Annotated in this window: 11 protein-coding genes; 4 read left to right on the plus strand and 7 right to left on the minus strand. The window is 75.6% G+C overall.

From position 1 onward, the window contains the following. Positions 1–105 precede the first annotated feature (105 nt). Together ACPCUX_RS06090 and ACPCUX_RS06095 are read left to right on the plus strand one after the other, a co-directional pair. Positions 106–1,776, plus strand: coding sequence for a collagen-binding domain-containing protein (locus tag ACPCUX_RS06090; protein WP_423388375.1), 1,671 nt, complete (start codon positions 106–108; stop codon positions 1,774–1,776). Positions 1,777–2,010: 234 nt separating this feature from the next. After that, on the plus strand, positions 2,011–4,161 hold the full coding sequence (locus tag ACPCUX_RS06095; RefSeq protein ID WP_423388376.1) for a fibronectin type III domain-containing protein: 2,151 nt from the start codon (positions 2,011–2,013) through the stop codon (positions 4,159–4,161). A 39-nt stretch (positions 4,162–4,200) separates the two neighbouring features. On the opposite strand, the gene ACPCUX_RS06100 is transcribed toward ACPCUX_RS06095, so the two are convergent. Then, positions 4,201–5,571, minus strand: coding sequence for an ADP-ribosylglycohydrolase family protein (locus tag ACPCUX_RS06100; protein WP_232322689.1), 1,371 nt, complete (start codon positions 5,569–5,571; stop codon positions 4,201–4,203). 25 nt (positions 5,572–5,596) lie between these two features. Here ACPCUX_RS06100 and ACPCUX_RS06105 point away from each other — a divergent pair, with 25 nt between their 5' ends. Further along, complete coding sequence (locus ACPCUX_RS06105) at positions 5,597–6,094, plus strand: heme-degrading domain-containing protein (protein ID WP_074803454.1); 498 nt, start codon at positions 5,597–5,599, stop codon at positions 6,092–6,094. A gap of 4 nt (positions 6,095–6,098) precedes the next feature. Here the strand turns inward: ACPCUX_RS06105 and ACPCUX_RS06110 are convergent, their stop codons facing one another. The 6 genes from ACPCUX_RS06110 to ACPCUX_RS06135 all read right to left on the minus strand — a co-directional run bounded on the left by ACPCUX_RS06110 (position 6,099) and on the right by ACPCUX_RS06135 (position 11,854). After that, a complete protein-coding gene (locus ACPCUX_RS06110) occupies positions 6,099–6,833 on the minus strand; it encodes an excalibur calcium-binding domain-containing protein (RefSeq protein ID WP_396050180.1) in 735 nt (244 codons plus the stop codon). A gap of 126 nt (positions 6,834–6,959) precedes the next feature. Then, entirely contained in the window at positions 6,960–8,093 is a 1,134-nt protein-coding gene (locus ACPCUX_RS06115) for an OmpA family protein (protein ID WP_061267846.1), read from the minus strand. Continuing rightward, positions 8,090–8,674: a hypothetical protein gene (locus ACPCUX_RS06120; RefSeq protein WP_061267845.1), complete on the minus strand. Its 585-nt coding sequence runs from the start codon at positions 8,672–8,674 to the stop codon at positions 8,090–8,092. Before ACPCUX_RS06120 ends, ACPCUX_RS06115 begins: the two co-directional genes overlap by 4 nt. A 184-nt stretch (positions 8,675–8,858) precedes the next feature. Further along, the gene (locus ACPCUX_RS06125; RefSeq protein WP_423388377.1) at positions 8,859–9,398 is read right to left on the minus strand and encodes an Hsp20/alpha crystallin family protein; all 540 of its coding nucleotides are present in this window, start codon (positions 9,396–9,398) and stop codon (positions 8,859–8,861) included. Positions 9,399–9,500: 102 nt separating this feature from the next. Then, positions 9,501–10,463, minus strand: a complete 963-nt coding sequence (locus ACPCUX_RS06130) for a hypothetical protein (protein WP_423388378.1) — start codon at positions 10,461–10,463, stop codon at positions 9,501–9,503. After that, positions 10,460–11,854, minus strand: a complete 1,395-nt coding sequence (locus ACPCUX_RS06135; protein WP_423388379.1) for an exonuclease domain-containing protein — start codon at positions 11,852–11,854, stop codon at positions 10,460–10,462. The genes ACPCUX_RS06130 and ACPCUX_RS06135 overlap by 4 nt, the downstream gene beginning before the upstream one ends. A 222-nt stretch (positions 11,855–12,076) precedes the next feature. Here ACPCUX_RS06135 and ACPCUX_RS06140 point away from each other — a divergent pair, with 222 nt between their 5' ends. Then, positions 12,077–13,867, plus strand: coding sequence for a M28 family peptidase (locus ACPCUX_RS06140; RefSeq protein WP_423388380.1), 1,791 nt, complete (start codon positions 12,077–12,079; stop codon positions 13,865–13,867). Positions 13,868–13,878: the final 11 nt, after the last annotated feature.

Below are 13,878 nucleotides of genomic sequence, written 5' to 3' on the forward strand. Positions count from 1 at the left end.
GTCCAGTCCGGCCTACGGTGAGAGGGACGGGCCGGTCCCGGTCCGTCGGGACCGACCCCTACCCCACCCGATGGAGCTGTCCGCTCGATGCTGCCCTCACGTCTGTTGCCGCAGTCAACCACTCGTTCCGGCCGACGCCGCACCGCTGCCGCAGCCGTCGTCGCGCTGGCCGGCGCCGCGCTCGTGCTGCCCGCGTCGGGCGCCGTCGCCGCCGACGCACCGGTGAACCCGTTCGACCTGGCCGGGGGGTTCAGCGTCTACGCCCGCGAGGACGCCCACCTCGGCAACCACGAGACGGAGGGCTCGGTCGCGGTCGGCGGCGAGCTGTCCGTCCGTGCCGACGGGGGCATGTACGCGATCCTCCACCAGGCGGCCGGGACTGCCGACTACACGATCCCCACCGTCGACGGCGACCCCACCCGTCTCCTCGTGGGCGGCTACGCACCGACGTCGGGGACGGTCCAGATCACGAACGGCGGTGCGCCCGCGGACCGGGGTGCAGCGCTCCAGGGCTACCTCAAGGTCGTGGGTGACGACCCGGCGTTCGGCACGTACCAGCGCGCCGACTGGGTGCGGTACCGCACGTCGCTCGACGACTCGCCCGCCGTCGACGCCACGAACCAGAAGTGGCCCGACGGCGCCGCGACGGTGGCGACGGAGCGCGGCTCCGTGGCGGCGTACGTCGAGACGGGTGCCACGGGGGCCGCCGAGGTCCGCCGGTGCCTCGCCGACCTCGTGCCGAGCGGCGCAGCGCACGTGCTCTCCGTGACGGAGGACGTCGGCGACCGCGTCGTCCTCTCGGCGCTCGAGGCCGGGCGGCCGAACGTCGTCGACTACGCGGCGATCGCGGACGCGTACACCGTGCAGTTCGCCGACGGCGTGCTCCCGTCGGCCGACGCCCCGCTCATCGTCTCCGTCCCCGCCGGGACGACCGACCTGCAGGGCTCCGTGTTCGGCGAGGCAGGCAAGGCGGCCTCGTTCGTGATGTGGGACTTGTCGCGGCTCGACGGCCCGGTCACGCTCGGCGCCGGCGGGACGCGGCTGGACGGGTCGGTGTACGCGCCGACCGCCGACCTCACGGTCGAGGCGTCCCCGCTCGACGGGCAGGTCGTGGCGCGGGACCTCACCCTGCTCGGCGGGGAGGCGCACGCCTACCTGTTCGCCGGGTCGATCCCGTGCGGCACCGTGCCCGCCGAGAGCGGCAGCCTCACGGTGACCAAGCGTGTGCTGGGCGACGCCGCCCCGGTCGTCCCCGCGGGCACCGCGTTCACCGTCGCGTACTCCGTCGACGGGTCGGCGGGCGAGCTCACGCTCCCCGTGGACGGTACGGCGACCCTCGACGACCTCCCGCTCGGGGCCGAGGTGGTGCTGGGCGAGCCCGACTTCCCCACGGTCGAGGGCGTGGAGTGGGGCGCGCCGACGTGGCAGGTCGACGGTGGCACGGTCGAGCCGGGCGACGACGGCACGGTGCGGGTGGAGGTCGCCGCGGCCGCGGACGTCGCCGTGACGCTGACCAACACCGCCGACCGGCCGCTCGAGCCCACGCCCGCGCCGACTCCGACGACTCCGACGACCCCGACCGACCCCACGGACCCGACCGTGCCCACGACGCCCGACGTGCCGGGCGCGCCCGACGCGCCGGGAGCACCGGTCGACGGTGGCACGGGTGGTCTCGCGACGACCGGCGTGCAGGCCGCCGGTGTCGCGATCGCCGCGCTCCTGCTCGTCGCGCTCGGCACGGGCGTCCTCGTCCTCCGGCGGCGCCGGGGCGCCTGAGCCGCCTTCCCCTCGTCGCAGGCCTCGACGCCGCGTCCCTTCCGGGGCGCGGCGTCGTGCGTCTCCCGGGCCGGGCGGAGGACGGCCATCTGGCCGCCGCCGCGCGTTCACCGCGACGACGCGTGGGAGCCATCCCCGCTCCCTACTGTGACAGCGCTTCCCACCACGGGTCCGACGCCGCCACGGTGGTCCGACGGTCGTCGCCGCGCGGACCCCTGACCTGCGAAGGAATCCATGAACCCGCACGCCTCCCGGCTGCCCGGCGCGCTCGCGCGCGCGGCGGCGTCGGCGCTCGCCGTCTCGCTCGTCGGCACGGCGCTCGTCGCCGCGACCGCGACCTCGACGGCCGCCGCCGACGAGTCCCTGCTCTCGACGTCCGGCACGACCTGGCGCTACCTCGACGACAACACGAACCCGGCGGGATCCGCCGCGGACCAGCGCGTGTGGACGACCACCGCCTTCGACGACTCCGCGTGGAAGTCCGGGACGGGCGCGTTCGGCGCGAAGCGCGGCGCAGCGACGGGTATCGGCGCCGCCTTCCCGATCACGACGCTCCTCACCCAGTACATCGAGGGCACGACGACGGACGTCCCCACGTTCTTCTTCCGCACCGACGTGGAGCTCACCGCGGCCGACCTCGACGGCGTCCCGGCGTTCGAGGGCGAGATCGTCTACGACGACGCCGCGATCGTCTACGTGAACGGCGAGGAGGTCGTGCGCCTCGGCGACGACGACCGGAAGATCACCGAGAACCTCCAGTACCACGGCAACGGCCGCACGGACCCGGTGACGGGCACGTTCGTCGTCCCGGCCGACGCGTTCGAGCCCGGCGAGAACACGATCTCCGTCGCGCTCTACCAGGACGCGCCGACGAGCTCGGACATCTACCTCGACGTCCGCTCGCTCGTCCCGACGCACGGCGAGGTCCGCGACGTCGCCCTCAACGTCGGCGCGGACGAGACGCAGGCCAACGTCGCGTGGTTCTCGACGCTGCCCGGCGCGGGCGAGGTGCAGTGGGCCCGGGCCGACGAGACGGGCGGCGAGGTCGACTGGCGGACGGCCGCGACGTCGTCGTCCCGGAACGGCGCGGCCGCGGACGGCGCGACGTACCACCACGCCACGCTCACCGGGCTCGAGGAGGACGCGGCGTACGCGTACCGCGTGGGCAGCGCGGCGACCGGCTGGTCCGCGCCGTCGACCTTCACGACGGGGACGTTCGGGGACGAGTTCTCCGCGCTGTTCGTCGGCGACGCGCAGATCGGTGCGAGCGGCAACGCCGCGAACGACGCGGCACGCTGGGCCGCCAACCTCGACACCATGACCGAGCGACACCCGGACACGGCGTTCCTCATCTCCGCGGGCGACCAGGTGGAGAACGCGGGCAGCAGCCAGCAGTACGCGGGCTTCCTCGCGCCGCGCCAGATGCGCGAGCTGCGCTTCGCCGTCCAGGACGGCAACCACGACACCGCGTCGGCGCTCTACGACCAGCACTACGCGATGCCGAACCTCTCGGCCGAGCAGCGCCGCGACTACTGGTACGCGTACAACAACGTGCTCGTCGTCGCGATCGACTCGAACGACTCGTCCGCGACGCAGATCGCGGGGCACCAGGCGTTCCTGCGCGACGTGGTCGGCACGCACGGCGACGAGTACGACTGGGTCGTCGTGACGTTCCACCACTCGCTCTACAGCCAGGCGTTCCACTCGCGCGACACGGACGTGGTGCGCATGCGCGAGGCGCTCTCGCCCGTCTTCAGCGACCTCGGCGTCGACCTCGTCCTCGCGGGCCACGACCACATCTACACCCGCTCGTACCTCATGGAGGGCGCGACGCCGGTCGTCCCGGCCGCGGCGCCGGCCGAGGGCGACGTGCTCACCCCGGAGGAGGACCAGGTCCTCTACCTCACGGGCAACTCGTCGTCGGGCTCGAAGTTCTACGACTTCGACGGCGCCAAGCCGTGGACGGCGCGCTGGGAGCAGTCGCGCGAGGCCAGCTACTCCGACCTCGACGTCACGCCCACGTCGCTCACCGTCACCACGTACGCGACCGGGTCGCAGCGCGTGGTCGACCGGGTGACGCTCCAGCGCGAGGACGAGGCGGGCCCCGCGCTCGCCGTCGAGACCAGCGCCCGCTGCCTCGCGGGCACGGCGTACGTCGCGGTCCGCGCGACGAACACCGGTGACATCCCGGCCGACGTCACCCTCGCGACGCCGTTCGGCACGCGCACGGTCGCGGCGGTCGCGCCCGGCAAGGCCGCGTACCAGTCGTTCTCGACGCGGGCGGTCGCGGCCGACGCCGGGTCCGTCACCGTCACGGGCACCCTGCCCGACGGCGGCGCCTCCTCCGCCCAGGACGTCGCCTTCCCGGCGGTCTCCTGCGGCTGAGGCCGCTCGTCCTTCCGGTGGCGCGAACGCGCTGCCGGCTCAGGCGGGGTCGTCGAGCGGCTGCACGACGACCCCGCCGAACCGCGCCTCCTGCGCGCGGAGCGCGACGCCGTCGATCCAGACCCGCCCCGCGAGCACGTCGGCCGACGCGGGCGATCCGTCCGGGCGCTGCGCGGTGTACCCGCCCGTGATGGTCGCGTTCGCCAGCACGACGGGACGACCCTCCTCGTCGGTGACGTCCTGCGCGCACCACCCGCACACGTGCCGCGGGTAGCGCGGGTTCTCGCGGAGCAGCGTCCCGCACAGCGGGCAGTGCTGCACGGGGCGCGCGTCGCCGTCGGGCAGGACGAGCGCCTCGGAGCGCACGAGGCCGTCCTGGGCGGTGCGGCGCGCCAGCGCCGTGAGCACGCGGCGGTCGATCCCGGGCCAGCCGTGGACGGCGGTCGCCCACTCGTCGGGCACCGCGCGGGCGCCGTACCGCGCGCCGAGCAGGCTCCCGGCGATCGCCGCGACGGTGTCGGTGTCGCCGCCGACGGCGACCGCGGCCTGGAGCGCCGCCGCCAGGTGGTCCCGGCCCGCGAACCGCGAGCGCTCGGGCGGGGACGTCGTCGCGATCGCGCGCCACGCCGCCTGGAGCGCGGTCACCGTGAAACCGTTCTGCCGGAGGTCGGCCTCGGGCCGGGCGGACTCCGCGTCCGCGATCCGCGCCGACCAGCGCGCCGCGGACTCCGGGTCGAGCAGGTCGAGACCGGCCCGCACGTCGAGCCGCTGCTCCGTCACCGCGACGCGTACCGCCTCGGACCACAGCACGCACGACTCGGCGGCGAGCGGGTCGGTGTGCGTGAGCGACGCGACGGCGCGCGCCGCGCGGGCGGTCGCGTCCCGGTCGCCGAGCGCGACGAGACCGACGACGCCCGTCCGCATCAGCGCGCCGTTCCCCGCCGTGCGGCCGGTCGCCGCGTGCAGCGCCGCGGACGCCTCGCGCAGCCGTGCGGCGGCGGGACCCCGGCGGGCGGCGGCGTCGCGCAGGACCGCGGCCGTCTGCGTCCCGACGTCGGACGCGCCCCCGGTGCGCCACGCCTCGAACGCGGCGGCGACGTCGTCGAGCGGCGTCGCCCCGAACGCGTCGGGCACGGGGGAGAGGACGTCGTGCGCCGCCGTCACGCGCGCGACGCACACCGACATCTGCGTGTCGTCGCTCCACTCGCCCGGCGCGTACGGTCCGAGCCCGCCCCCGCGCATGACCGCGACCTCGTCCCGGTGCCCGGGCCCGGGCGGCTGCGCGAACTCGTACGGCACACCGAGCGCGTCGCCCGCCGCCTGCGCGAGCAGTACGCCCGACGCGCGGTCGAGCAGGCCGTGGTCGAGCGGGTCGAGGGGTGCCGGGCGGGGAACGGGCGTCGTCGTCACGTCGCGATCGTGCCACGATGACCGCATGACGACGCCCGACGACCTCGCCGCCCTCGTCGCCTCCGTCGAGGCGGACGAGCGCGACCTCGTGCTCCGCACGTTCACGCACGACGACGCGTGGCGGCTCGGCTGCCTCCTCGTCGAACTCGCCGACGAGCGCGACCTGCCCGTGACGATCGACGTCCGCAAGGGGCCGCAGCAGGTGTTCCACGCCGCACGCGCGGGCACGACACCCGACAACGACACCTGGGTCGAGCGCAAGGTGCGGGTCGTCGAGCGGTTCGGGGCGTCGTCGTACCTCGTGGGCCTGCGGGCCCGGGCGACGGGGACGTCGTTCAACGAGAAGCACGACCTCCCGCTCCAGGAGTACGCCGCGCACGGCGGCGCGTTCCCCGTCCGCGTGGAGGGCGTCGGGATCGTCGGCGTCGTCACCGTGTCCGGGCTCGCCCAGGGTGACGACCACGCGCTCGTCACCGAGGCCCTGCGGTCGTTCCTCGGCCGCGCGGGCGCGGCCGAGGGCTGACCACCTACTCGCAGGCCACGCCGTCGCCGTCGCGGTCGAGCTTGGGGGCGTAGCCCGGCTCGCCGCGGAGCAGCGGGGCCGCGCCGGCGGCCCGCACCGCGTCGCAGTTCTGGTAGTACGTCGACGTGCTGCCCCCGGTGTCCGCGACCCCGGCCGGGGCGCTGGGCCGGGACTGCTGGGTCGAGCGGGCCGCGGCGGCGGCCGCCTCCGCCTGGGCGACGGCCGCCTCGCGGCCCTCGACGTCGGACACCCGGGTCGCCAGGTCGGCCTCGACGGTCGCGACCGCACCCTCGCGCGCCGCGACGTCGGCTTCCGACGACTGGAGCGCCGTCGCCCGCTCGTCCAGCTCGGTCTGGGCCGCCTGCGCGGCGGCCGTCTGCTCCTCGAGCGCGGTCCGCTCGGCGTCCAGCTCGGCGCGCTCGCCCTCGACCGCGTCCTGGTCGTCCGCCGCTTGCGCGACGAGGGTCCTGGCCTCGTCGAGCGCCCGGCCGGAGTTGCCCTGCCCGACCAGCAGCCCGACGACGAACAGAGCGACGCCCGCTGCGGTCAGCAGGGCCGCCCGGCGCCCGCGTCGAGGCCGCGTGGCCCCGGACGACGGTGCGGTGGTGGTGTCCTCGACCCAGAAGGTCCAACCCTCCGGCGCGGACGGCCAGGCAGGGTCCGGGGCCCAGCCCGGCTCGGGGCGCCAGTCTCCGGGGGCCACGGGCCAGCCGGGAGGGGCGTTGAATCTCAGGGCCATGCGTCGTCCTCGTCTCGCGGTCACCGCGTCGACGTCGACGGGCAGGACCGAACCCCGGGGGGCGTGAGGTGAACGCTAACGCGCGGTCAGCCGCCTCGGGGAGGGCCTGACGGGGTGAAAGGGACGTCAGTCCCAGCGGATCGGGACGTCCTCGAACGTCGGCCACGTCGGGACGACGTTCACGTACAGCGACTCGAGCGACGCGTCGAGCGGGCGCGGCAGGTACACCTCGTAGCCCACCGTGCGTCCGACGCTCGTACGCGCGAACAGCGGCTCGGTCTCGAGCTCGCGTGCCCCGCTGCCGCGGACCGGTGCGTACGAGACCAGCGCGCGGGGGTCGACGGCCGACGGGTGCAGCTCTCCTGCACCCGTCATGGCGTACACGCTGATGCGTTCCTCGTCACCGTCCACAGGGCCGAGCGGCGTGAGCTGGAGGCGCAGGCGCATGAGAGATCCGCGGACCACGATCGGCTCGATGCCGACGCGGACCTCCTCCTGGCGGCCGTCCTCGTTCGGGACGACGACCGTCTTCTCGACGACGGGCTCCGTGTCCGTCACGGGCTCCACGCGCGGGCGGTCGCCCGGCACGAGCTCCGCGGTGACGGGATCGAGCTCGTGCTCCTCGACCTCGAGGCCGCGCTCGCCCGGGGTCGTCCCGGAGTAGCGGAGCTCGACACGGCGGTTCTGGGCACGGTCGTCCGCGACGTCGTCACCGCCCTCCTCGACCTTGAGGCGCGTCTCCCCGTACCCCTGCGCCTCGAACGTGACGTCGGGTCGTACCGTCGCGGCAGCGTCGACGACGGCCTGCGCGCGCCGCTGCGAGAGGTCCATGTTGTCCGCCTCCTCGCCCACCGAGTCGGTGTGCCCGGCGACGCTCGCCGTCACACCGTCGGGCAGCTCGGCGGCGATCTCCTGCACGCGCTCGACGGCGGCCTGGGAGAGCTCGGCCGAGCCGACGTCGAACAGGACGTCGGTCTCGAGCGTGACGACGACCTCGTCCGCCTCGACCTCGACGTACTCGAGCGACGTGACGGCACCGGCGAGCTCGAACGTCGTCGCGACCCCCGGGTCGAACCGGGTCGTCGCACGGTCGAGGTCCTCCCGGGCGGGCGCGCCGCCGAGGTCGTCGAGGGTGAGCGGGTCGACGCCCGGGTCGAAGCCCTGCTCGTCCTCGCTCGCCGCGGCCGGGGTGCCGGACAGCGGACCCAGCACGAGCGCGACCGCCAGGGCACCGGCCGCCGTCGCGTGACGGCGCCTCACTCCTCGCTCTCCCAGGTCACGGGCACGTCCTCGAAGGCGGGCCAGGCGTCGTGGAGACGGACGTCCACGGTGCGGGGCTCTCCCTCCGGGCGGGGGAACCATGCCTGGTAGAGCAGCGGCCTGCCGTTGACGGTGTCCGCGGTGACGGGGTCCGTCGAGAGCTTCTGCCCGGACGCGGAGACGACGTCGTACTGCGTCAGCGCACCGACGTCGACGATCCGCGGGTTGTGGTCCTTGCCGAGCATGTCGTACACCGAGTACGTCTCGGCGGAGTCGTCGCCCGCGAAGTGCGGGGTCATGAGGACGCGGAGCTCCACCGTCGAGCCGTCCGCGACGAGGGACACGAGGCCGAGCGTGACCTCGTCCTCCGCCGACCCCGGGACCGGCAGGCGCGTCTCGAGGATCGGCTCGTACTCGGCGGCACCCACCACGACAGGAGTCGGCCCGTCCTCGGCCTCTCCCGTGCACGCGCCCAGGCTGAGGGCGGCGGTGAGGCCGAGGGCGCCGACGAGGGCGCGGCGTCGCAGCGTCGACCACCGCGTGCGAGGCAGGGTCGAGCGCGGTCTCCGGAGGCTCGTCATGGCACGGAGGTTAGCCGAACACGCGGCTCCCGTCGGCCACCGGACAGGGGGAGAGGTCCCCATCCGGAGGTCGGACGGGGCCGGCATCACGAGGGTGCCGGCCCCGCCGTCCGACCGCGCAGGGGCGTGCGCGGCCGGGTCGGAGGGCCGGCGCGACGTCGGGCGTCGCGCCGGCGGTGCGGCGTCAGGCCGCGCGCGTGACCTCGATGCGCTGGGGAGCGCGGCCGGCGAACACGCCGGCGACGGTCACGGTGAGCACGCCCGCGTCGTAGGACGCGCGGACGGCGTCGGCCTCCGCGGTCTTCGGCAGGGTGACGGTGCGGCGGAACTCGCCGAACCGGACCTCGCGGACGCGGCGCCCGGCCGGGGCGACCTCGGCCGCCTCGTCGGTGCTCGCCTCGGGCTGCTCGCCCTCGGCCTGCTCGGCGTCGTCGGCCGCCTCGTCCGACGCCCGGGCCGCCGGGGCCTCGACGACGCGCTGGTCACGACGCTCGCCGCGGACGACGAGCCGGCGACCCTCGAGCTCGACGGTGACGTCGCGCTCCGGGTCGACGCCCGGCAGGTCGAAGCGGGCGACGAGGTCGTCACCCTCGCGGTACACGTCGGCGGCGGGCGCGAAGCCCGTCGGGGCGACGCCCGCGCCGGACGGGCGCGTCCAGAGCTGGCGCACGAGCCGCTCGGTGGGGAGCGGACGGAACGGCGCCACGGTGTAGGTGCTGATCATGGTGGTCCTCCAGGTCGGTCGTGCCACGGGGGCCGTGGCGTCTGACCTGTGCAACCTTGAGCGTGCCCCGCTCAGTCCCGAGTTCGCGCACGACGAACGGGCTCAGCGGCGGCGCGCCGCCCGGCGGGCCTTGCGCGCGGACGCGGCGCGCTCCTCGGCGGCGTCGAGCCGCTCGTCGACCGCGCCGAGCGCCTCCCGCGCGGCGGACTCCGCGTCCCGCGCGTCGCTCAGGCGGGCGCGCAGCGCCTCGCGCTCGTCGGCGAGCCGCGCGAGCTCGTCCTCGACGCGGGCGAGCTCGTCCTCCACCTGCCCGACGGCGTCCCCCGCCTCGCGCGCGCGGGCGTCGGCGTCGTCGCGCTCGGCCTCCAGCCGGTCGACCTCGGCCGCGCTCTCCTCGACCTCGCGCTCGGCAGCCTCCTGGGCGTCCTCCTCGGCATCCTCCGGGGGCTCCGCACCGCCGGTCGTCCCGCCGTCGTCCGTGACTGCGCCCGTGCGCGCGCGCAGCTCGACGACGTCGGCCGGCTCGCCGCCCTCGTCGACGATCCCGAACCCGACGTGCTGGAGCGCCTGCGACAACCGGCCCGCCCGGACGAGCGCGCCCGCGTCCGGGTCCATGACCGCCGCCGTGAGGGTTTCCGCGAGGCGGTCGAGCGCCGTCCCGGACACCGCACGGCCCGCGATCTCGCCCGCGTCGCGCACCTCCCCGACGACGCGCTCCACCCGCTCGCGCCGCAGGCGGTCGAGCGTGCGCAGGCGCGTGCGGTCGCGGTCGGCCGTCGCGTCGCGCAGCTCGTCCCCGAGGCTCACGAGCGCGGCGACGTCGTCCGGCCGCTCGCGCGCCACCTGGTTCACGACCCATGCCGCCACCGTCGGCTTCGTGAGCCGGCCGACGCGCTCCGCTCCGACCGCGTCGCCCGACGCCTTGACCCGCTTGGCGGCGGCCGTGCGCGCGACGACGAACTGCTCGAGCGGCAGGGCGAAGAGGTCGTCGACGAGCGCGTCGACGTCGACCGCGTCGTCGCCGGGCTCCCCGGCCGCGGCGCCCGTCATGCTGCGCGTGCTCATGACGCCCAGCGTCGCACCCCGGTCTCGGGCGTGCGCCCGCTCGCGCCCTCGTGCGCGGCGAGCAGGTGCGCGAACGCCGCCTCGGTGACGACCGGGACGCCGTAGCGGCGCGCGGTGCGGGCCTTCGTCGAGAGGGAGTCGGGGTCGGCGGCGACGAGGAGCCGCGTGCGGCGCGTGACGTACGGCCAGGGGGAGAGGCCCGCGGCGCGGACGTCGCGCTCCCAGGCCTCGCGCGTCCGCGACATGGAGCCGGTGAGCACGACCTCGTCGCCCGCGTCGAGCACGAACGCGGGCCGGGTCGGGACCGTGGCGCCCAGGACGGCGGTGCCCGGTACCGCGGCACCCGGGGCCCCGACGTCCGCGACCGCGTCGACCAGGCGCGTCCCGAGCGCCGCCTCGACCGCTCCCGCGACGTCGTCGGCGTCGAGGCCGAGCTGCCCCGCGACCTCGTGCAGCGCCGGGTCGTCGCGCAGCGCCGCGCCGTCGTCCCGGTCGCCCGCGGCGGTCGTCCCGTCGAGCGCGTCGAGCTCGGCCCGGGCGAGCGCGGCCAGGTAGTCGCGGTGCAGGGTCTCGACCGTCGCGCGGTCGAGCCCGGCGTGCCGGGCCTCCGCGAGCAGCGCGGCCCGCTCGGCGTGCGAGACGTAGCGGTCGAGGAGCGCCTCGTCGAGCAGGCGCAGGTACGTGCTCACGTCGCGCCGCGCGTCCGCTCCCGGGGCGCCGGACGGGGACGGGTCCGGAACGGCGGGAGGGTCGGCGAGCGCCGCGAGCCAGTGCCCGCGGGCGCGGCTCGCGCCGCGCAGCACCGGCTCCGCGCCGGGCAGGGCGGCGGGCAGCGACCAGCGGACGCCGTCCGCCGCGGCGCGCGCGACGGCCCAGCACTCGTCGTCGGCCGCGACGTCGAGGTAGTACCCGAGCAGCCCCGCGGTGGCGCGCGCGTCGCCCAGGGCCGAGTGGACGCCGTCGTGCACGACGCCCACGGCCGCGCAGCACGCGGACAGCGCCCGCGAGCCCGTGAGGTAGCGGCTCGCGAGCTGCTGCGTGCACAGGCACGCGACGGGGTCGATGGCCGCGGCGATCCCGGCGCGCCCGATCTCGGCGCGCAGGAAGCGCGTGTCGAACGCCGCGTTGTGGGCGACGAGCACGCGCCCGGAGAGCAGGCGCAGGAGCGCGGGCGCGACGCGGTCGAACGTCGGGGCGAGCGCGACGTCCGCCGCGGCGATCCCGTGCACGTGCTGCGGCCCGAGGTCCCGCTCGGGGTTGACCAGGGTGGACCACTCGTCCTCGACGCGACCGGTGTCGTCCACGAGGACGACCGCGACCTCGGCGACGCGGTCGCCGAGGCGGGGGGAGAACCCCGTGGTCTCGAGGTCGACGACGGCGAATCCGGGCACGGGCACAGTCTGCCCGACGTCGCCCACGGCCTGCCCCGGCGCCACGGCCGTTACGGTCGTGTGAACTCCTGACGCTCGTGCCGCCCGGGGGTTCCGCGCACGGCCCGGGAGGCATACGCTCGCGAGCACACGAGCCTCCGCAGCGTCGCGTCTCGTGTGCGACTCGGCCGCACCCCGACACGACCGGGGGTGGTCCGCGGGGGCCACTGTCGAGGAGGATGCGTGAGACCACGAACGATCGTCCCGTCCGCAGCGGTAGCGGGCCTCGTGCTCGCGGCGCTGACCGCAGTTCCCGTCGGCGCCGAGCCTCTCGGCGCCGCGTCCGGCACGGCCGCCGGCAGCCTGCGGGCCGCCGCGGCCCCGCCCCCGCTCGAGGACCTCGTCACCGGCGACGCGGTCATGCAGCGGCTCCAGGACTTCCAGGACATCGCGGACGCCAACGGCGGCAACCGCGCGCTGGAGACGCCCGGCTACGAGGCGAGCGCCGTCTACGTCGAGGACGCCCTGCGGGCCGCGGGCTACGAGCCCGAGCGCCAGTACTTCACGTTCGAGGACCTGGAGACCGACGAGCTGTCCCTCACGGCGGCCGGCGTCGAGGTGACGTCGGACGTCTACCCGGCCGAGTTCGCGCCCGACACCCCGGACGACGGCGCCACGGGCCCGATCGTGCAGCCCGCCGACGCGCTCGTCCAGGGCTGCACCCCGGACACGTGGGACGGGGTCGCCGTGAGCGGCGCGGTCGCGCTGATCAGCCGCGGCTCGTGCCCGTTCGCCGACAAGGCGCTGTACGCGGCGCAGGCCGGTGCGGCGGCCGTGATCCTCTACAACAACACCGACGGCGCGCTGAGCCCGACCCTCGGCGCCGAGAACGACGCGTGGGTCCCGACGGTGGGCATCACGCAGGCCGCGGGCCAGCAGATCCTCGCCGCGATCGCGGGCGGCGCGGAGCCGGTCGCGACCTACGACCTGCAGACCCACGTCGAGGAGTTCGAGACGTTCAACGTGCTCGCCCAGACGCCGGGCGGGCGCGACCACAACGTCGTCATGGTCGGTGCGCACCTCGACGGCGTCGAGGACGGCCCGGGCATCAACGACAACGGCTCCGGCTCCGCCGCGATCCTCGAGGTCGCGGTCCAGCTCGCGGCCGCGACCGACGGCGGCCAGGACGTCGAGAACGCGGTCCGGTTCGCGTGGTGGGGCGCCGAGGAGGTCGGCCTGCGCGGCTCGACCCACTACGTGAGCGACCTCGCCGCGAACGACCCGGCGGCGCTCGACGACATCGCGACGTACCTCAACTTCGACATGGTCGGCTCGCCGAACTACATCATCGGCGTGTACGACGCGAACGAGTCGACCTACCCGGCCCCGGTCGAGGTCCCGCCGGGCTCGGCCGAGACGGAGGCGGTGTTCACCGACTACTTCGACGGCATCGACCAGCCGTGGGTCGACACCGAGTTCTCGGGCCGCTCCGACTACCAGGCGTTCATCGAGAACGGGGTCCCGGCGTCGGGCCTGTTCACCGGCGCGGACGGCTCGAAGACGGCCGAGGAGGTCGCGATGTTCGGCGGCACCGAGGGCATCTTCTACGACCCGAACTACCACTCGCCGGCGGACACGATCGACAACGTCGACGCGACCGCGCTCGACATCATGTCGCGCGCCATCGGGCACGCCGTCGCCGCGCTGTCCGAGGACACGTTCGCGATCAACGGCGTGGGCAACCCGCGCATCGACGCCGTCGAGGCGCAGGCGCGGTGCCTCAACGGCACGGCGTACGTCGCCGTGCGCGGCGCCAACGGCGAGGACGCCCCCGCGGACGTCCGGCTCATCACGCCGTTCGGCGAGAAGAAGTTCAGCGCCCTCGCGCCGGACAAGAACGCGTACCAGTCGTTCAGCACGCGCGCGTCGTCCGTCGCGGCGGGCACCGCGACGGTCGCGGCCTACCAGTGGCGCGGCGGCGACCCGGTGTACCAGCGGTACGACGTGTCGTACGACGCGATCGACTGCGGCTGACGCGCGGCACG

It is taken from the genome of Cellulosimicrobium sp. AB352, from assembly GCF_049538415.1.
In the GTDB taxonomy this organism is placed as follows: domain Bacteria; phylum Actinomycetota; class Actinomycetes; order Actinomycetales; family Cellulomonadaceae; genus Cellulosimicrobium; species Cellulosimicrobium funkei.

Excerpts from the sequence above, each read along its gene's own strand:
- ACPCUX_RS06120 (WP_061267845.1), bottom strand. The coding sequence starts at position 8,674 with ATGACGAGCCTCCGGAGACCGCGCTCGACCCTGCCTCGCACGCGGTGG.
- ACPCUX_RS06110 (WP_396050180.1), bottom strand. The coding sequence starts at position 6,833 with ATGGCCCTGAGATTCAACGCCCCTCCCGGCTGGCCCGTGGCCCCCGGA.
- ACPCUX_RS06095 (WP_423388376.1), top strand. The coding sequence starts at position 2,011 with ATGAACCCGCACGCCTCCCGGCTGCCCGGCGCGCTCGCGCGCGCGGCG.
- ACPCUX_RS06125 (WP_423388377.1), bottom strand. The coding sequence starts at position 9,398 with ATGATCAGCACCTACACCGTGGCGCCGTTCCGTCCGCTCCCCACCGAG.
- ACPCUX_RS06105 (WP_074803454.1), top strand. The coding sequence starts at position 5,597 with ATGACGACGCCCGACGACCTCGCCGCCCTCGTCGCCTCCGTCGAGGCG.
- ACPCUX_RS06130 (WP_423388378.1), bottom strand. The coding sequence starts at position 10,463 with ATGAGCACGCGCAGCATGACGGGCGCCGCGGCCGGGGAGCCCGGCGAC.